Below are 17,599 nucleotides of genomic sequence, written 5' to 3' on the forward strand. Positions count from 1 at the left end.
AGGCGGGAGGTTACTCGGCGGCGGCGAGCTGACCGCAGGCACCGTCGATCTCGCGACCGCGGGTGTCGCGGACCGTCACCGGCACACCGTGGAACTCCAGGCGCCGGACGAAGGCGCGCTCGTCCTCGGGCCGGGAGGCGGTCCACTTGGAACCCGGGGTCGGGTTGAGCGGGATCAGGTTGACGTGCACGAGCTTGTTCTTGATCAGCTTGCCGAGCAGGTCGGCCCGCCACTCCTGGTCGTTGATGTCCTTGATCAGCGCGTACTCGATGGAGACCCGGCGCTTGGTCCTGGCCGCGTAGTCCCAGGCCGCGCCGAGGACCTCGGCGACCTTCCACCGGGTGTTGATCGGCACCAGGGTGTCACGGAGCTCGTCGTCGGGAGCGTGCAGCGAGAGCGCCAGCGTCACCGGCAGCCCCTCCCCGGCGAGCTTGCCGATCGCCGGAACCAGACCGACCGTGGAGACGGTGATCCCCCGGGCGGAGATGCCCAGGCCGTCGGGCGCGGGCTCGACCATGCGGCGGACGGCGCCGACCACGGCCTTGTAGTTGGCCAGCGGCTCGCCCATGCCCATGAAGACCACGTTGCTGACCCGCCCGGGACCGCCGGGCACCTCACCGGCGGCCAGCGCCCGCGCTCCGGCCACGACCTGCTCGACGATCTCGGCGGTGGTCATGTTGCGGGTCAGACCCGCCTGGCCGGTGGCGCAGAACGGGCAGTTCATGCCACAGCCCGCCTGCGAGGACACGCACATGGTCGTGCGGTCGGTGTAGCGCATCAGGACCGACTCGACCAGCGCGCCGTCGAAGAGCCGCCACAGCGTCTTACGGGTGGTGCCGGCGTCGGTGGTCATCTCCCGGACGGAGGTCAGCAGGCTGGGGAAGAACGCGGCGGCGAACTTCTCCCTGGCGGCGGCCGGAAGATCCGTCATCAGCGCGGGGTCGCCGTTGAGCTTCTCGAAGTAGTGCCGGGAGAGCTGGTCGGCACGGAACGGCTTCTCGCCCAGCTCGGCGACCGCCGCCCGGCGCTCGGCCATGGTCAGGTCGGCCAGGTGGCGGGCGGGCTTGGCCCGGCGCGGCGCCACGAAGGTGAGCTGGCCGGGTACGGGGGTCCCGGACTGACTGGCAGTCGACACGTCCAATGCCTTCTCTCGACGGTTACGCGAATACTCGAAGCGGTGCCCGACCGTGATCTAGAGTCCGGAGGTATGGCGACAAACCGCCCCACGGGAGAGCGGGGAGACGGCGTCGAGGTCGTGCTCACCGACGTCAATCCCTACCGGAGCCGCACCCTGGTGGTCGAACGCGACGAGACTTCCTCGGTAGCTTACCTGTGCGGTTCACAGGGGGAGGTGCACGGAGCCGTCTGGCTGGCCAATCACGGCCCCGCTCCCGAAGGGCTGGACCAGGACCGGCTGGACTCCGCACTCCCGCCGACCGCCCCTCGGGCGAACACCCGGCACCCTGACGGCAGAGGCCCCCTGGGCACGCTGCGGGCGCTGTGGTTCGAGGAGGGCGACGGCGTCGCCCTGTACGAGAACGGAGAGCTGCTCGCGGTCATTCCCGGCTGGGCGGACATGAACCGGGGAATGCCCGGCTACTGCCGCGACGCGCTGGGCGAGTCCCCGCTCGCCTGGTCGCTGGAGGAGGCCTATGACGGCCTGGCCTCCCGGATCGCCAAAGCCCGCGCCTACTGGGAGTGGCGGGGCGGCGACGGCGCCTGGGCGTCGTTCCAGCAGTTCGTGATGGGTCATCTGGACCGCAGAGTCGGCACCGCGGGCCGGTTCTGGGACGCCGGGGGCGAGCGGATGCCCATGGTGGGCATCACCGAGCGACCGCCGGAGCGGGACAGGGAGTACACGATCCTGTCCACCGTCGGGATGAGCTGCCAGCGGATGCCCACCGTCGAGCAGTACATCGACCGGCCCGACGCCTACGCCCGGGTCGAGCTCGCCGTCGCCTCCCCCGGCGACGCCCGTGACGCGGCCCGGCTCTTCCTGTGGCTGGGGCAGTACCCCTGGCACTCGGTCACCTGGCTGGGCCACGGCCACACCGCCAGGTGGTACCACCGGCCGGAGACCTTCCCGCTCGGCTCCGCCTACGGCGGGGTCATGATGCTGACCGGGCTGCCGGGGCTGCCCGACCTGTCGGGCTTCTCCTTCGGCGGGGACTCCGTCCAGTGGCTCTGGCTCATCCCGATCACGCCGGACGAGCTGGACCTGGTCTCGGCCGAGGGCTACCGGGCGGTGCTTCCGCGCCTGTCGGCGACCCGGCTCACCGGGACCGGATAAGCCCCTTCACAGCAGCAGGGTGAACAGCGCCCAGACCGGAATCAGCGCCACGACGAGGGAGTCGAGGCGGTCCATCATGCCGCCGTGGCCGGGCAGCACACTGCTCATGTCCTTGACGCCGAGGTCGCGCTTGATCACCGACTCGACCAGGTCACCGAGGGTGGCGAAGACCACCACGACCGCGCCGAGGAGGACACCCTTCCAGATGTCGTCCTTCAGCAGCCACGCCACCAGCCAGCCGCCCACGGCCATGCAGGCCAGTGCCGACCCGGCGAAGCCCTCCCAGGTCTTCTTCGGACTGATCGTCGGGGACATCTTGTGCCTGCCCAGGGATATCCCCGCGAAATATCCACCGATGTCGCTCGCGACCGTGGTGGCGATGAAGACGAGCACCAGGTCCGCGCCCTTTATCGGGTGGGCGAGAAGCAGCGCCGCGAACCCCGCGAGCAGGGAGGGATAGACGACGACCAGGACGGTCGCGGTGATGTCGCGGACGTAGTTCTCGGTGCCCAGGAACATCCGCCAGATCATCAACACCAGCACGGTCATCGCGAAGACGCCGACCAGAGCGGCGGGCCCGCCAAAGTAGGCACCGGTCAGCATGGCGGCCATGCCGACCAGAACCGGGATCAGCGGGATCCTGATGTCCCTTTCCTCGAACGACCTGACCAGCTCCGTCACTCCGACGCCTACCGCCGCGATCACCACGACGAGGAAGAGCACCTTTACGAAGTAGAGGGAGGCTATGGTGACCGCCGCCAGGGCAAGACCTACCGCCACCGCAGCGGGGAGATTCCGGCCGGTACGGCTACTGCCCGCCACGGGTTCCACAGGGGGTCCTACTTTCATACATACACAAAATCCTTGTCCCGCACGGAGCGCCCGCGCGGGACAAGGATCATGGATCAAACCTCAAGCAGCTCGGATTCCTTGTGCTTGAGCAGCTCGTCGATCTTGGCGACATGCTTCTGGGTGAGGTCGTCAAGCTCCTTCTCCGCCCGGCGTACCTCATCCTCACCCGCCTCGCCATCCTTGATCAGCTTGTCCAGGATCTCCTTGGCATTACGACGAATGTTACGGATGGAGACCTTGGAGTGCTCCGCCTTGTTCCTGGCGACCTTGATGTACTCCTTGCGGCGCTCCTCCGACAGTTCGGGAAAGGCCACCCGGATCACCGCTCCGTCGTTACCAGGGTTCACACCGAGGTCCGAGTTGCGGATCGCCTTCTCGATCGCGGCCATCGAGCTCTTGTCAAAAGGCTGGATGATGACCATGCGCGCCTCGGGCACGTGGAACGAGGCAAGCTGCTGAATGGGGGTGGGCGTCCCGTAGTACTCAGCGCTGATCTTGTTGAACATCGACGGGGTGACCCGACCGGTGCGGATGGCTGCGAAATCTTCCTTCGCCACCGACACGGCCTTGTCCATCTTTTCCTCGGCTTCGAGGAGAGTATCGTCGATCACAGCGGCTCCCTGTCTTCTCGGTCACTCACCATCCTCGCTCACTTCGCGGGACGCTCCTACCTCGCGTACCACTCCGCTCGCTACGTCGGGCTCGCTCCCTGTCTCCTGGTCGCTCCCCACTCCTCGCTCACTTCGCGGGACGCTCCTACCTCGCGTACCACTCCGCTCGCCACCTCGGGGATGCTCCCTAACGTGCCGGACTTACCAGTGTGCCGATCTTCTCACCGCGCACGGCCCGCAGGATGTTGCCCTCACCCATGAGGTCGAAGACCACGATGGGAAGGTTGTTGTCCATGCACAGACTGATGGCGGTGGCGTCCATGACCCCCAGACCGCGGGTCAGCACCTCACCATATTCGAGATGGTCGAACCGGACGGCATCGGGGTTCTTACGAGGGTCGGCGTCGTAGACGCCGTCCACCTGGGTGCCCTTGAGCAGAGCCTCGGCGCCGATCTCCAGCGCTCGCTGCGCTGCGCAGGTGTCGGTGGAGAAGAACGGCGAACCGAGCCCCGCCCCGAAGATGACCACTCGGCCCTTCTCCAGGTGACGGATGGCACGGCGGGGCAGGAACGGCTCGGCGACCTGCTGCATGGTGATGGCCGTCTGGACGCGGGTGTCGACGCCCCGCTTCTCCAGGAAGTCCTGGAGGGCCAGGCAGTTGATGACCGTACCGAGCATGCCCATGTAGTCGGCCCTCGCCCGGTCCATGCCGCGCTCGGAGAGGGCGGCACCCCGGAACATGTTGCCGCCGCCCACCACCACCGAGACCTGGACGCCACCTCGGACGGCCTCGGTGATCGAGTCCGCGAGGTGACCCACGACCGCCGGGTCGATGCCCAGCGGCTCGCCGCCGGCGAACGCCTCGCCGGACAGCTTCAACATCACCCGCTTCCAGCGAAGCGGATCTGAGTACGAAGAAACCGCCGGCGTGGCGGGTCCTGGATTCTCCTGCACGGCGGCGGCCTCCTCGTTTGGTGCTCTGCGTAAAGAGCGGGTGTCTGGAATTAGGCCTGGCCAACCTTGAAGCGGGCGAAGGCCTGGACCTTGACACCATTCTCGTCCGCGAACTTCGCGACGGACTTCTTGTTGTCCTTGACGAAGGACTGCTCAAGAAGGGTGAAGTCCTTGTACCAGCCGTTGACACGACCATCGACGATCTTGCCGATGGCCGCCTCGGGCTTGCCCTCCTCGCGGGTCATCTCCTCGAAGAGCGCACGCTCCTTCTCGATGACGTCGGCCGGGACCTCGGCGGGGCTGAGGTACTTCGGGGCCATCGCGGCGGCGTGCTGCGCGAGGTCCTTGGCGACACCGGCGTTCGGGGTGTCGAGCTGCACGAGCACGCCGACCGCCGGGGGAAGCTGGGGGTCGGTCTTGTGCATGTAGGAGCCGATGAAACCGCCCTCAAGCACGGCGAACCGGCGGATCTCGATCTTCTCGCCGAGCGCGGCGTTGGCCTCGTCGAGGTGCGCCTTGACGCTCTTGCCGTCGAGCTCGGACTCGAGCAGCGAGGGCACGTCGGTCGGCCTGGAGGCCAGGATGTGCTTGACGACCTGGGCCGCGAGCTCCTGGAAACGCTCGCCCTTGGCGACGAAGTCGGTCTCGCAGTTGAGCTCCAGCAGCGCGGCGGCGGAGTCGCCGTCCTGCTCCAGGGCGACCAGGCCGTTGGAGGCGGTGCGGGCCTCACGCTTGCCGACGTCCTTGGCACCCTTGAGACGGAGGAGCTCGACCGCGCGGTCGAAATCGCCCTCGGACTCCTCAAGAGCCTTCTTGCAGTCCATCATGCCGGCGGCGGTCAGCTCACGAAGCCGCTTGACGTCGGCCATGTTCACGGAAGCCATTGTCTTTTCCTCGTGGGAATCGTCGTGGATCGGGTGGGTGCCCCCGACTGAGCGGCACCCACCCGGAAGGGTCTTGCGGGTCGTACGGCCAGGCCGTACGGAGATGACCTAGGCCTGCTTCTCGGCGGTCTCGGCGGTCTCGGCGGTCTCAGCCTCGGCGGCCTCGACGGTCTCGGCCTCGGCGGGAGCCTCCGCGGCCTCGGCCTCGGCAGGGGCCTCCACGACCTCGGCCTCGGCGGCCGGGGCGCTCTCGGTGGCAGGAGCGCTCTCGGCGCTACCGGCCAGCAGCTCCTGCTCCCACTCGGCCAGCGGCTCGGCGCCACCGGCGACGGCCGGCTTGTCGTCGCCGCGGCCCGCACCGGCGCGGGCCATCAGGCCGGCGGCGACGGCGTCGGCGACGACGCGGGTCAGCAGGCCGACGGCGCGGATGGCGTCGTCGTTACCCGGGATCGGGTAGTCGACCTCGTCAGGGTCACAGTTGGTGTCGAGGATGGCCACGACCGGGATGTGAAGCTTGCGAGCCTCGCTGATCCCGATGTGCTCCTTCTTGGTGTCGACGACCCACACCGCGCTGGGAATCCGGGACATGTCCCGGATGCCGCCGAGGGTGCGCTCAAGCTTCTCCTTCTCGCGACGGCGCATGAGGAGCTCCTTCTTCGTGAGCCCCGAGGCGGCCACGTTGTCGAAGTCGAGCTCCTCCAGCTCCTTCAGGCGCTGGAGCCTCTTGTGCACGGTGGAGAAGTTGGTGAGCATGCCGCCCAGCCAGCGCTGGTTGACGTACGGCATGCCGACGCGGGCGGCCTGCTCGGCGATGGCCTCCTGGGCCTGCTTCTTCGTGCCGATGAACATGATCGTGCCGCCGTGCGCGACGGTCTCCTTGACGAAGTCGTAGGCCCTGTCGATGAAGGCCAGCGACTTCTGAAGGTCGATGATGTAGATGCCGTTGCGCTCGGTGAAGATGAAGCGCTTCATCTTCGGGTTCCAGCGACGGGTCTGGTGGCCGAAGTGCACGCCGCTTTCGAGCAGCTGTCGCATGGTGACGACGGGGGTGGACATTGATTGTCCTCCAGATCGGGGCGCCCATCTCTGGGCGCTGTTCTCGGTTGGCCGCGACAGTTTGCGACTGTCGCCCTGATGCCCCGAACCGGATCCAGCCGGGCTCTCACCCGGACCGAGGGATCTTGGCTCTTGACGGGGCATGCGAAGTCGGCCCACGACGAATGGGCCACCAAAAATTGTACCCGTAACCGGGCCTGTCCCTGACCTTCGGTCGTCAAGCACCCCTTACGCGTCACTGGGGAGGCCGTGTGGCCGGCGTCGAGCCCGGGGAAAGAGATTGATCTGCGCCTCGGCGATCCGGGCTCCGGACGGGGCGTCCGCCCGGTCTCTGACGGTGGTCCTGTAGGGGGCGAGCAGCTCATCGATCCGCTCGTTCAGCCACTTCAGCTCGTCGGCGTCGACCAGCAGGATGGCACGGTTGAGCACCGTGGCCTCGCGCCACTCCCGGGACTCCCGCTCCAGGTTCTCCATCGCCCGGGTCACCTCGTCCGCCGCCTGGTCCCGTAGTGCCTTGATCAGGAACTCCTTGGCGCTGCGCACATCCGAGCCGTCCTCCGGATCGCGGCTGACACTCACGCTCACGGGGCTGGAGCGCCACAGCCGCTCCCTGCCGTCACCGCGGGCGGGCGCGTCCTCGACGAAGCCGTACTTGGCGAGCATGCGCAGGTGGTAACTGGCCGCGCTCGGTGTGACCCCGACGACCTCGGCGACCTCGGTCGCGGTGCAGGGCCCCTCGGCCTGGAGCCGGTTCAGGATCGCGAGCCGCGCCGGGTGGGCGAGCGCGCGCATCGCCGTGGGATCGGTGAGGGACCTGTGCTTCCGTACCTCGGTCATGTGCAGACCGTACCCACTCCAAATATGAAGTATTGCCTTCATAACTGTGAAGGACTAGCTTCACAGTTATGAAGCGTTCCCTTCAGACTTCCTCCGACACCGCCGCGTTCCAACCGGTCCCACTCAGGAGACAGCGCGACTACCGGCTCCTGCTCTCCGCCCGCGCCGTCACCGAGACCGGCGCCGAGGTCTCCCGGCTGGCGGTGCCGCTCACCGCCGCCGTCCTGCTCGGCGCCTCCCCCACCCAGATGGGCGTGCTCACCGCCGCGACCTCGCTGCCCTACCTGCTGATCGGGCTCCAGGCGGGCGCCCTCGCCGACCGGCTGAGGCGGCATCGGCCGGTCATGGTCGCCTGCGACCTGGTGGCGGCCGTCGCCATGGCCACCATCCCGGCGGCCTGGATCACCGGGATGCTGACCGTGCCCTGGTTGATCGCGGTGGCGTTCGTGGTCGGCACCTGCTCAGTGATCTTCAGGGCGGTCAACTTCCCGCACCTGGCCACCGTGGTCCACGAGAGCCAGCGAACCGAGGCGCTCGCGGGTTTCCAGTCGGCCTTCGCCGTGGCAAGCGTCGGCGGCCCCGGCCTCGCCGGGCTGCTCGTCCAACTGATCACCGCACCGTTCGCGATCCTGGTCAACGCGGCGTCGTTCCTGCTCTCGGCGTTCCTGATCCGGCGGATCAGCACACCGGAGACCCACACGCCCGCTCCCCCACCCGGCATGTGGACCGAGATCCGCGAGGGGCTGGGCACACTGGCCAAGAACCCGGTACTCCGCGCGCTCTGCGGCTGCGGCATCACGATCAACTTCTTCGGCGGCGTCTACATGGCACTGTTCGTGATCTACGCACTCACCGTGCTCGACCTGCCTGGGGGCCTCATCGGCGCGATCACCGCCTGTTTCGGTGTCGGCGGCCTACTCGGCGCGGCCGTCGTACCACGCCTGACCAGACGGTTCGGCGAAAACCGGGTGCTGGCCTGCGCCACGCTGCTCTTTCCCCTCGACTACGCGGTCACGGCGCTCGCCGACGGCCCGGTGTGGCGCAGCCTCCTGTTCATGTCAGCCAGCGCGATGACCTCCGGCATGGCCGTAGTCGCCTTCGCCGTCCCTATGGGCGCCATCATCTTCCGCGAGACCCCTGCCGAGCTGCGCGGCCGGGTCAACGCCACGATGTCGTTCATGATCCAGGGCATCCTCACCCTCGGCGGTCTCGCGGGCGGCCTGCTCGGCGAGTCGCTGGGGCTGCGCCCGGTGCTGTGGATCTCCGCGGCCGGGGTGCTGACCACGATCGTGTGGATCGGCCTCTCCCCACTCCGCCACTCCTCCAGCACTTCGACACGATGATCGTGATGTCCCGCGCGGTCACCTCACCACCAGGCGGGCGGGTGCTCGCCGTTCTCCGGAGGGGGGCTCGCCCAGTACGGCGAGACACCGCCGACGGTGCCGGGGGGCCGGAGATAGGTCAGGCGACCGAAGGCGCTGTCCATCTCCTCGATCAGGTCGGTGACGTCCGGCTCCGGGGTGGCCGCACCGTCGACCCGGCCGAGGCCGTCCAGCCATCGCGCGGTCCTCGCCAAGGAGAGTTCGACCCTCCAGGAACCTCCCTCCGCGGACCGGCGGAGCAGGGCGGCCATCGCCCCGAAAGCGGCCAGGTAGCCGGTGGCGTGGTCGAGGACCTGGGCGGGAAGGGGATGCGGCCGCGATCCGTCGCCGCCCTCGTGCGCGATGCCGCACGCCATCTGCACCAGGCTGTCGAACCCGCGCCGGAGTGCCCACGGCCCGCGCCCCCCGTACGCCGAGACGTCCACGCAGACGATCCCCGGCCTGATCGCCGCCAGTTCCCCGGGACCGAACCCCAGTGACTGGAGAGCCCCCGGCCGGTAGGACTGCACGAACACGTCCGCTCCGGCCACCAGCTCGCGCAGCGCGGCACGCCCGGCCGCCGTCCTCAGGTCGAGGTGACAGGACCGCTTGCCGAACGCGGTGCCGATCACCAGCCTCGGCACCTCGGGAAGGTGCCCGGCGCCCACCCTGAGCACCTGGGCACCGTGGGCCGCCAGCGTGCGCGTCGCCACCGGCCCCGCGATCACCCTGGTCAGGTCGAGCACCCGTACCCCGTCCAGCGGCCGCCTTCCTCCCCTCCTCGGGGCACTGGTCCGCACACCGTCGGGGTCACCGAGCCGGGTGTCGCCGAGCCGGGTCAGGCCGACGAGCGGCGCCGTGGCGACCTCCCGGGCCTGGGGGTGCTCGCGCCACTCGGCACGGCTGCGCATGGCCGCGGCGCATCCTCCCGCGGCCGTCACCGACTCCTCGACCTCGACGGCGGCACGGCCGGCGCAGGCACGCACGACGGCGTCCCTGCCCGCGGCCGAGGGGAGTCCCAGCGCCGTGAGAGCCGCGGCACGGTGGTGGTCGAAGTTGCAGTGCAACCGGACCCAGCCATCGGCTGCGCGGTAGTCGCCCGAGAGAGGGGCCCACAGCTCTCCGGCGACTCCGTCGATCCTGAAGTGCCGCTCGTCCCTGAAGGCCGCTGCCGCCTCCCGTACGTCCACCGCCGGTTCATGCCCGCCTCCCCCGAGCGCCGCGGCCGCCGCGGTCGCGGCTCCGACGGCGACGGCGGCGGCGCCACCCACCCGGAAGACGGAAGGCAGCACCGGATCATCCCCGGTCACCCGTACCGGCGGCAGCCCGACCCCCACCTCGGCCGCCAGCTCGCGAATACGTTCTTCGACCACGTGCCCCTCCACACCCTCGGCCGCCTGTCCACAGAATCCAGTTCGGCCCATATCCGTCACACCGCTGGTCCGCATGCTCGCAGGCATGAGACCCTTCCCCGCCATGGGGCTGCGAGCCGTGCTCTGCTCGCTGATTCTGGCCGTTCCGGCAGCCGGCGCCCACCATGCGACCGCCCTCGCGTCCCCCGGCGGAGGAACCGGCGGAGGAACCGGCCGTGAGGCCACACCCGGCATGGCCGGGGCGACGCGTCCGGGCGAGGCACCCGCCCCCTCTCCGCTCTGGGGATGGCCGCTCGCCGGGCGGCCACGGGTGCTCAGGGGGTTCGCGCCACCGGCGCAGCCGTGGCTGGCCGGCCACCGGGGCGCCGATCTCGCCGCGTCCCCCGGAGCCGAGGTGCGCGCCGCGGGAGCCGGAACGGTCGGCTACGCGGGCCCGCTCGCAGAGCGTGGAGTGGTGACCGTGCTCCACCCCGGCGGCCTGCGAACGACCTACCTGCCCGTCCAGCCCTCGGTAGGACGTGGGCGGGCGGTGGCCACCGGCGAGGTGATCGGCGTCCTCCAGGACGTCCCCGGGCACTGCCCCGCCGCCTGCCTGCACTGGGGTCTGCTCCGCGACCGCGCTTATCTCGACCCCCTGCTCCTCCTCGGTCACGGCCAGGTCCGCCTGCTCCCCCTGTGGCCCGGCCGGGATCTCGCCGGCCGGCCTGTCCATCGCTGATCACCGATGGACAGGCCGGCACTCGTCCCTGACCGACGCCACGGCGGCCACCTTCCCGGGCCGGGAAGGTGGCTATCCACCGAAAGGGCGATCGGCGCGGAGACGCCAGCCCTGGGAGGCACGCTCGACGTAGCCCGCGGCGGCCAGGCCGCCGAGGCAGGAGAGCACGGTCTCCAGGTCGACGCCCGCGGCGACGGCTATCGTCGCCGGTCCCATGCCGATCCGGGTGGGCATGGCCTCGATGACCTTCCTGCTCTCCGGGTCGAGCCGGTCACGGGGAAGCACCGGCCCACGCGCTTCGGGGGCCAGGTCGGCGCCCATCGTTCCGGCGAGCTCGATCACCTCATCGGCACCGGTGACACAGACGGCTTTGCCCTGGCGGATCAGCCGATGGCACCCTGCCGAAGCATCCGAGGTCACCGGGCCAGGCACCGCGGCCAGCTGCCGGTTGAGTGCGACCGCGTGCCCGGCGGTGTTGAGCGCCCCGCTGCGCACGGCGGCCTCGACCACCACGGTGCTCCGTGACAGGGCCGCGATAAGACGGTTCCTGACCAGGAACCTCGGCCGGGTCGGGTGCGCGCCCATGGGACATTCGCTGACCAGCACCCCCTGCGCCCGAACGGCCGCGAACAACTGCTGATGCGCGCTGGGATAGGCGACGTCGGCGCCGCAGGCGAGCACGGCGACCGTCGGCGCCTCGCAGGCGAGCGCACCGCGGTGGGCGGCCCCATCGATGCCGTAGGCGCCACCGGAGACGACCCCCCATCCCTTCTCGCCCAGTCCCGCCCCCAGCTCCGCCGCCACGTGCGTGCCGTATGGCGTGGCGGCCCGGGAACCGACGACCGCGACGGATCTGAGGCAGGAGAATCGCAGGTCGGAGTCGCCGTGCAGCCAGAGCGCATGGGGCCGGGAGCCTCCCAGGTCATCCAGCTGGCTCGGCCACTCGGCGTCGCCGGGAATCACCAGCCTGGCGCCTATCCGCTCGCCCTCGGCCAGATCGCGCTCGGGGTCGGCCGTCTTCAGCCGGGCCGCCCAGGATGCGACCATCCGGTCGAACCTGGCCACGAGCCGTTCGTCCCATCCGGCCCTCCTGCCGCAGCCCGCCCCTGAGGCGCCATCCGAGCCCCTGTCGTACGGATTCCTGTCGTACAGCCCTCTGTCGTACGGACCGGAGCCCTCGTCGCAGGGGCCGGGGCCTCCAGCCGGGCGGCCGTGGGTGTCGGCGAACCACCGGGTGAAATCCGCGTCCGCGGCGCCCTCCCGGACCAGTGCGACGGCGGCCTGTGGGCCGCGCAGGGCGACGAGCGCGCCCATCGCGGGGTCACCCGGTTCGGCCAGGCGCATCAGGGTGAGCCGCGCGAGCCTGTCGTTCAACGTTCCTCCCCCAGCCACAGCCCGAGGGCGGAGTTGGTCTCGTGCGGCTCCGGCCGGTCCTTGCCGGCGAGATCGGCCAGAGTCCAGGCCAGTTTGATGATCCGGTCAAGCCCCCGGGCGCTCAGCAGGCCGCTGTCGAGATACCGGAGCAGCGGTGACATCGCCGCGGGCGGCGGCCGGTATTCGGCATGGAGGGCGCGAGCGGGCATCTCCGCGTTGCAGCGCCACGGCGTGTTCGCGAACCGCTTGGCGGCGCGCTCACGGGCGAGCAGCACCCGCTCCGCCACCACCCTGCTGGGCTCGATGAAGCGGCGGTCGGCGAGGAGTTCGCGCCGGGTCGACCTGGCGAGGCTGACCTTGACGTCCACCCGGTCGAGCAGCGGGCCGGAAAGCCTGGCGAGATAGCGGCGACGGGCGGCGGGAGCGCACGCGCACGGATCCTTGGGGGTGGAGGGCCGCGCGCACGGGCACCTGTTGGCCGCCAGCACCAGCGCGAACCTGGCGGGAAAGGTCACCGCCCCCAACGCCCTGGAGACCGTCACCCGGCCCGATTCGAGCGGCTGCCTGAGCGCGTCGAGAACGGTCGTCGAAAACTCGGGGGCCTCATCGAGAAAGAGCACTCCCCGGTGGGCCAGCGAAACCGCACCAGGGCGGATCATCCCGCTGCCCCCACCGATGACGGACGCGACGGTCGCGGTGTGGTGTGGCGCCACGAACGGCGGGCGGACCAGCAGGGGGCGATCCTTGGGCAGCACTCCGGCGACCGAGTGTATGGCGGTCACCTCCAGGGCCTGATCCCACTGCAGGGCCGGGAGCAGGGTCGGCAGCCGCTCGGCGAGCATGGTCTTGCCGGTGCCGGGAGGACCGAGCATCCAGAGGTTGTGACCACCTGCGGCGCAGACCTCCAGCGCGCGGCGGGCGACGGGTTGCCCGGCGACGTCTCCCAGGTCGGGACCGTCCTCGGCGGCACCGTCTTCCAGTTCGTTCCCGGGGACGGCCTCGCCGTGACATCCCGGCGGAAGCGGGCGCGCGGCCCGGTGACCGGGATCTTCGGCACCGTCCAGGACGCCTCCCGGCGACTCGCCGCTCCGCAGCCCGCTCACCAGCGCGCCCAGGGTGGTCGCGGGGATCACGGTCACGCCCGGCACCAGACCCGCCTCGGCGGCGTTGCGTGCGGGGACGACGACGGTGCGGGCACCCGCGGCGACGGCCGCCAGCACGGCGGGGAGAACGCCCCTCACCGGCCGCACCGAGCCGTCGAGACCCAGCTCACCCAGGAAGAACGGCTCGGCGACCCTGGCCGCGGGCACGAATCCGGCCGCCGCGAGCAGGGCCATCGCGATCGCGAGATCGAAGAGGCTGCCCCGCTTGGGCAGGCTGGCGGGGAACAGGCTGACGGTGATCCGGGCGTCGGGCCACGCGTACCGGCTGTTGACCAGAGCGGAGCGGACCCGGTCGCGGGCTTCGCTCAGCGCGGTGTCCAGCATTCCGATCAGGTGCAGACCCGCGACACCGCTGCCGATGTCGGCCTCGATCTCGACGAGACGGCCGGTCACCCCGACCAGGGCGACGCAGCGCGTGCGTGCGACGGCCACTCACCTCACCTCCCACCGGGCGGGATGTGGGCGGCGAATGATCCAGGACAGGCCAGGAGACATCAGCACACCCCCCGCTCGTGGCGGATGGCGAAATCCCCGGCGAACCGCTCAAGGGCGACGACGTCAACGCGGATCGCGTCGAACGCCTCCCGGTGCTCGGCGACCCATCTGGCCACGAGCATGCGCAGGCGCGCGATCTTCGCATCGGTGACCGCCTCGAAGGCGGTGCCGTGACTGCGGCCGGAGCGGGTCTTCACCTCCACCGCGACGAGCGTGCGTCCCTCTCGGGCGACGACGTCGATCTCCCCGTCCGGGCATCGCCAGTTGCGATCCAGGATCTGCAGGTCGTGCGCGAGCAGATAGTCGACGGCGACCTGTTCGCCGTACCTGCCGAGCTCATCCTTCGCGGCCATGGAACCACCTCCGGTTCCCGACCTTCGCTCAGCTCACCGCACCCCCGACGAGCCGAACGGGACTCTGTGGACAACCCGCCGGAGACGAGGCGCGCCTGTGGACGACGCCCCGCCCCACTCAGCAATGGTCAAAAAGCCGCAAAGCCTCTCAGGAGGAGAAGCCCTCCTTCGGCATCTCCAGATCGGGTTTGGCGAGCTCCTCGACGTTCACGTCCTTGAAGGTCACCACTCGGACGTTCTTGACGAACCTTGCGGGCCGGTACATGTCCCAGACCCAGGCGTCCTGCATCTTCACGTCGAAGAAAACGTCGCCGTTCTCGGCGGTCCGCACGTCGAGATCGACGGAGTTGGTGAGATAGAAGCGCCGCTCAGTCTCCACGACGTATGTGAACAGGCCGACAACGTCGCGATACTCACGGTAAAGCTGCAGCTCCATCTCGGTTTCGTACTTCTCGAGATCCTCTGCGCTCATACCGGTCCTCCTGTTAAACGCACACCCCGGCCCGCCCGATCAGACGGCACCGGCCCCCAGTTCATTCTCACCCATCACCTCGCCCGCTCCTGACCGTGCCACCGTCGAGAACGAGAAGCGGTGGTCCGGACACGGACCGTAGGTGCTGAGAGCCCTGCGATGATCGACGGTGCCATACCCCTTGTGCACGGCGAATCCGTACCGGGGATGACGTTCGTGCAACGCGACCATCATCTCGTCCCGCGTCACCTTGGCCACGATCGAGGCCGCGGCGATGCAGGCCGCGACCTGATCTCCCTTCCACACGCCCAATGACGGCACGGGCAGCCCGGGAACGGGAAACCCGTCGGTGAGAACGTAGCCGGGCTGACGGGGAAGTCGTGCCACGGCTCTGCGCATCCCATCGATGTTGGATCTGTGCAGACCGCGGGCGTCGATCTCACCCGGCGGGATCACCATCACGCTCACCGCCTCCGCGGTCGCCGTGATCCGCTCGTACAGCGCCTCGCGGCGGGAGGCCGTCAACTGCTTGGAATCACCCAGGCCGTCGATCCGGCCGCCCAGCACCACGGCGGCGACCACCAGAGGCCCGGCACAGGCGCCCCGGCCCGCCTCGTCGACCCCTGCCACGGGACCGAGTCCGCGGCGGTCAAGGGCCCGCTCGTAGCCGTACAGCCCTAGATCGCGCCGGACCACGCTGGGCCTGGGGCGGAACGCAACCGTCATGACACCTCGGGTGACACAGCGACCATGAGCAGAGAGTACGCCCCCTCCGGTACATTCGGTACCGCTATCTCACCTTGAGAAAGCTCTCCGGCCTCGAAAGGATCGTGGCCCTGGAGAACGGCCAGTAGATCGCCATCGCACGGCCGATGACGTCGTCCTCGGAGATCGTGCCCTCCTTCTCCCGCTCCTCGTGGGCGCGCGAGTCGGCGGAGGCGGTGCGGTGGTCGCCCATGACCCACAGTCTCCCGGCGGGGACCACCTTCTCGAACGCGTCCCCCGAGGGGAAGTCGCCGGGGTACAGGTAGGAGCCCTCTTCGAGCGGCACCCCGTTGACCGTGATCCGCTTCTGGGCGTCGCAGCACTTCACCGTGTCACCGCCGACCGCGATGACCCGCTTGATGGTGTCCTCGTCGTTCCAACCCTTGAAAACCACGATGTCGCCACGCTCGGTGTCGCCGTGCAGCTTGTTGACGACCACCCGGTCGCCCACCTGGAGGGTGTTCTCCATCGACTCCGACGGGATCCAGAACGACTGGAAGACGAAGGCCTGCAACAGCAGCGCCACCACCACCCCGCACACCAGCAGGAACAGCGACTCGCGCAGGTTCCCGCCCTTGCCGGACTTCTTGTTCTTGTCAGCCTCGGGTTCCACGGTCATGAGGTTCGGCTACCGCCTTGAAAGCCGGCGACGACGCCACAGCACCAGCGGCACGGCGCCTGCGAAGCCCGCGAGGAACGGGGTCGCCTCTCCCACGGCCGCGGCGGCTTTGAGGGCCGGCTGACCGAAGGTGTCGGGGATGGGAATGGTCGTGGCCCTGGAGAACGGCCACACGATCACGAAGGCCCGGCCGATCACCTTGTCCACCGAGATCGTCCCGCCGCCGGGATCGCCCAGGTGGGAGCGGGAGTCGAGGGAGACCATCCGGTGGTCGCCCATCACCCACAGGCGGCCCTCGGGGACCTTGGCCTCGAAGAACTTCTGGGACGGCACGTCCCCCGGGTAGAGGTAGTCCTCGTCGATGGGGACCCCGTTGACCGTCACCCGGCCCTGGGCGTCACAGCACTTCACCGTGTCGCCACCGACGCCGATGACCCGCTTGATGTAGTCCTTCTCGCCGGGGACCACGCCGAAGGCGGTTCCGACCCAGCGGAAGAACCCCGCGACCGGGTTGGACGGCTCCTCAAGGTCGATCTCGGGATCCCAGGAGTCGACCCCGGAGAACACCACCACGTCGCCGCGTTCGATGTCCCGGACGCGGTAGACGAGCTTGTTGACCAGGACCCGGTCGTTCGTGAGGAGGGTGTTCTCCATCGACTCCGAGGGAATGTAGAACGCCTGGATCACGAAGGTCTTGATTATGAGAGCGAGCACCACCGCCACGACGATCAGAACAGGCAACTCCTTCCAGAAGGAGCCCTTCTTCTTGTCCTTGTCGCCCTTGGCGTTCTTCTGGGTGTCTTCGGCGACCACGTCCACCTCGTCCTCGACAGGTCGACGCGAGACTGCGCCGTACTCCCGGTCTTCGCTAGTCATCGCTGACGAGCCTAGATGATGGGCGGCACCAAGTGGTCGAGTGACGGGGTACCGCACAGCCATGCGTATTGCCATAGGAGGTCAAACCTCCTTACATGCGACTGGCCCGCTCCCCGGAAAGGAGGGTGCGGGCCAGGGCGGCGACCAGCGCGCGCCTAGCGGGCCTCACGCTTCTCGCGGATGCGGGCGGCCTTGCCGCGCAGGTCACGCATGTAGTAGAGCTTGGCCCGGCGGACGTCGCCACGGGTCACGAGGACGATCTTCTCGATGACCGGGCTGTGCACCGGGAAGGTGCGCTCGACGCCGACGCTGTAGCTGACCTTGCGAACCGTGAAGGTCTCGCGGGAGCCGCCGCCCTGGCGACGGAGCACGAAGCCCTTGAAGACCTGGACACGGGACCTGCTGCCCTCAATGACCCGGACGTGGACCTCAAGCGTGTCACCGGGCCGGAAGTTCGGGATGTCGGTGCGGAGCGAGGACTTCTCGAGCTCGCTGATCAGCGTGTGCATGGCAGTGGTACCTCATTTTTAAACGCACCCGGAGGT

At 69.3% G+C, this 17,599-nt stretch carries 19 protein-coding genes; 3 read left to right on the top strand and 16 right to left on the bottom strand.

All coding sequences use genetic code 11. The features are described 5' to 3' along the window. Positions 1 to 10: 10 nt before the first annotated feature. A complete protein-coding gene (rlmN, locus tag IG98_RS0105005) occupies positions 11 to 1,135 on the bottom strand; it encodes a dual-specificity RNA methyltransferase RlmN (protein WP_030906154.1) in 1,125 nt (374 codons plus the stop codon). A gap of 72 nt (positions 1,136 to 1,207) precedes the next feature. Between rlmN and IG98_RS0105010 the strand changes: the two genes are divergently transcribed. After that, positions 1,208 to 2,290 (top strand): suppressor of fused domain protein, encoded by a 1,083-nt coding sequence (locus IG98_RS0105010; protein ID WP_030906159.1) that lies wholly within the window; start codon positions 1,208 to 1,210, stop codon positions 2,288 to 2,290. A 6-nt stretch (positions 2,291 to 2,296) separates the two neighbouring features. Here IG98_RS0105010 and IG98_RS0105015 read toward each other — a convergent pair whose 3' ends face one another. From IG98_RS0105015 to IG98_RS0105040, 6 genes are all read right to left on the bottom strand, one after another. Further along, positions 2,297 to 3,070: a phosphatidate cytidylyltransferase gene (locus IG98_RS0105015; RefSeq protein ID WP_245651401.1), complete on the bottom strand. Its 774-nt coding sequence runs from the start codon at positions 3,068 to 3,070 to the stop codon at positions 2,297 to 2,299. Positions 3,071 to 3,195: 125 nt separating this feature from the next. Further along, positions 3,196 to 3,753 (bottom strand): ribosome recycling factor, encoded by a 558-nt coding sequence (gene frr / locus IG98_RS0105020; protein WP_030906165.1) that lies wholly within the window; start codon positions 3,751 to 3,753, stop codon positions 3,196 to 3,198. A 187-nt stretch (positions 3,754 to 3,940) separates the two neighbouring features. Beyond that, the gene (pyrH, locus tag IG98_RS0105025; RefSeq protein ID WP_030906168.1) at positions 3,941 to 4,708 is read right to left on the bottom strand and encodes a UMP kinase; all 768 of its coding nucleotides are present in this window, start codon (positions 4,706 to 4,708) and stop codon (positions 3,941 to 3,943) included. 50 nt (positions 4,709 to 4,758) lie between these two features. Beyond that, positions 4,759 to 5,592, bottom strand: a complete 834-nt coding sequence (gene tsf / locus IG98_RS0105030) for a translation elongation factor Ts (protein ID WP_030906170.1) — start codon at positions 5,590 to 5,592, stop codon at positions 4,759 to 4,761. A gap of 108 nt (positions 5,593 to 5,700) precedes the next feature. After that, positions 5,701 to 6,648, bottom strand: a complete 948-nt coding sequence (gene rpsB, locus IG98_RS0105035; RefSeq protein WP_030906187.1) for a 30S ribosomal protein S2 — start codon at positions 6,646 to 6,648, stop codon at positions 5,701 to 5,703. A 228-nt stretch (positions 6,649 to 6,876) separates the two neighbouring features. Continuing rightward, positions 6,877 to 7,485 (bottom strand): ArsR/SmtB family transcription factor, encoded by a 609-nt coding sequence (locus tag IG98_RS0105040; RefSeq protein ID WP_030906190.1) that lies wholly within the window; start codon positions 7,483 to 7,485, stop codon positions 6,877 to 6,879. A gap of 68 nt (positions 7,486 to 7,553) precedes the next feature. Here IG98_RS0105040 and IG98_RS0105045 point away from each other — a divergent pair, with 68 nt between their 5' ends. Then, positions 7,554 to 8,828, top strand: a complete 1,275-nt coding sequence (locus tag IG98_RS0105045; RefSeq protein ID WP_051751594.1) for an MFS transporter — start codon at positions 7,554 to 7,556, stop codon at positions 8,826 to 8,828. A 23-nt stretch (positions 8,829 to 8,851) separates the two neighbouring features. On the opposite strand, the gene IG98_RS0105050 is transcribed toward IG98_RS0105045, so the two are convergent. Next, complete coding sequence (locus IG98_RS0105050; RefSeq protein WP_051751596.1) at positions 8,852 to 10,219, bottom strand: CoA transferase; 1,368 nt, start codon at positions 10,217 to 10,219, stop codon at positions 8,852 to 8,854. 85 nt (positions 10,220 to 10,304) lie between these two features. On the opposite strand from IG98_RS0105050, the gene IG98_RS0105055 reads away from it, so the two are divergent. After that, positions 10,305 to 10,937, top strand: coding sequence for a murein hydrolase activator EnvC family protein (locus IG98_RS0105055; protein ID WP_051751598.1), 633 nt, complete (start codon positions 10,305 to 10,307; stop codon positions 10,935 to 10,937). A gap of 72 nt (positions 10,938 to 11,009) precedes the next feature. Here IG98_RS0105055 and dprA read toward each other — a convergent pair whose 3' ends face one another. The 8 genes from dprA to rplS all read right to left on the bottom strand — a co-directional run bounded on the left by dprA (position 11,010) and on the right by rplS (position 17,563). Continuing rightward, positions 11,010 to 12,311: a DNA-processing protein DprA gene (gene dprA / locus IG98_RS44505; protein WP_037969420.1), complete on the bottom strand. Its 1,302-nt coding sequence runs from the start codon at positions 12,309 to 12,311 to the stop codon at positions 11,010 to 11,012. Further along, positions 12,308 to 13,906, bottom strand: a complete 1,599-nt coding sequence (locus IG98_RS0105065; RefSeq protein ID WP_030906200.1) for a YifB family Mg chelatase-like AAA ATPase — start codon at positions 13,904 to 13,906, stop codon at positions 12,308 to 12,310. The genes dprA and IG98_RS0105065 overlap by 4 nt, the downstream gene beginning before the upstream one ends. 62 nt (positions 13,907 to 13,968) lie before the next feature. Next, positions 13,969 to 14,322, bottom strand: a complete 354-nt coding sequence (locus IG98_RS0105070; RefSeq protein ID WP_030906202.1) for a YraN family protein — start codon at positions 14,320 to 14,322, stop codon at positions 13,969 to 13,971. Between the two features lie 148 nt (positions 14,323 to 14,470). Then, positions 14,471 to 14,794, bottom strand: coding sequence for a DUF2469 domain-containing protein (locus IG98_RS0105075; RefSeq protein ID WP_030511723.1), 324 nt, complete (start codon positions 14,792 to 14,794; stop codon positions 14,471 to 14,473). A 39-nt stretch (positions 14,795 to 14,833) separates the two neighbouring features. Next, on the bottom strand, positions 14,834 to 15,520 hold the full coding sequence (locus tag IG98_RS0105080) for a ribonuclease HII (RefSeq protein WP_030906204.1): 687 nt from the start codon (positions 15,518 to 15,520) through the stop codon (positions 14,834 to 14,836). Between the two features lie 64 nt (positions 15,521 to 15,584). Further along, complete coding sequence (gene lepB, locus IG98_RS0105085; protein WP_030906205.1) at positions 15,585 to 16,178, bottom strand: signal peptidase I; 594 nt, start codon at positions 16,176 to 16,178, stop codon at positions 15,585 to 15,587. Positions 16,179 to 16,187: 9 nt separating this feature from the next. Next, the gene (gene lepB, locus IG98_RS0105090) at positions 16,188 to 17,054 is read right to left on the bottom strand and encodes a signal peptidase I (protein WP_030906206.1); all 867 of its coding nucleotides are present in this window, start codon (positions 17,052 to 17,054) and stop codon (positions 16,188 to 16,190) included. 155 nt (positions 17,055 to 17,209) lie between these two features. Beyond that, positions 17,210 to 17,563, bottom strand: a complete 354-nt coding sequence (gene rplS / locus IG98_RS0105095) for a 50S ribosomal protein L19 (RefSeq protein ID WP_030906207.1) — start codon at positions 17,561 to 17,563, stop codon at positions 17,210 to 17,212. Between the last annotated feature and the right edge of the window lie 36 nt (positions 17,564 to 17,599).

The sequence above is a fragment of the Streptosporangium amethystogenes genome, from assembly GCF_000721075.1.
Classification (GTDB): domain Bacteria; phylum Actinomycetota; class Actinomycetes; order Streptosporangiales; family Streptosporangiaceae; genus Streptosporangium; species Streptosporangium amethystogenes.

Bases quoted from the DNA above. Each gene is read 5' to 3' on its own strand.
- IG98_RS0105010 (WP_030906159.1), top strand. From the start codon at position 1,208: ATGGCGACAAACCGCCCCACGGGAGAGCGGGGAGACGGCGTCGAGGTC.
- tsf (WP_030906170.1), bottom strand. From the start codon at position 5,592: ATGGCTTCCGTGAACATGGCCGACGTCAAGCGGCTTCGTGAGCTGACC.
- rpsB (WP_030906187.1), bottom strand. From the start codon at position 6,648: ATGTCCACCCCCGTCGTCACCATGCGACAGCTGCTCGAAAGCGGCGTG.
- IG98_RS0105040 (WP_030906190.1), bottom strand. From the start codon at position 7,485: ATGACCGAGGTACGGAAGCACAGGTCCCTCACCGATCCCACGGCGATG.
- IG98_RS0105045 (WP_051751594.1), top strand. From the start codon at position 7,554: ATGAAGCGTTCCCTTCAGACTTCCTCCGACACCGCCGCGTTCCAACCG.
- IG98_RS0105055 (WP_051751598.1), top strand. From the start codon at position 10,305: ATGAGACCCTTCCCCGCCATGGGGCTGCGAGCCGTGCTCTGCTCGCTG.
- IG98_RS0105070 (WP_030906202.1), bottom strand. From the start codon at position 14,322: ATGGCCGCGAAGGATGAGCTCGGCAGGTACGGCGAACAGGTCGCCGTC.
- IG98_RS0105075 (WP_030511723.1), bottom strand. From the start codon at position 14,794: ATGAGCGCAGAGGATCTCGAGAAGTACGAAACCGAGATGGAGCTGCAG.
- IG98_RS0105080 (WP_030906204.1), bottom strand. From the start codon at position 15,520: ATGACGGTTGCGTTCCGCCCCAGGCCCAGCGTGGTCCGGCGCGATCTA.
- lepB (WP_030906205.1), bottom strand. From the start codon at position 16,178: ATGACCGTGGAACCCGAGGCTGACAAGAACAAGAAGTCCGGCAAGGGC.
- lepB (WP_030906206.1), bottom strand. From the start codon at position 17,054: ATGACTAGCGAAGACCGGGAGTACGGCGCAGTCTCGCGTCGACCTGTC.
- rplS (WP_030906207.1), bottom strand. From the start codon at position 17,563: ATGCACACGCTGATCAGCGAGCTCGAGAAGTCCTCGCTCCGCACCGAC.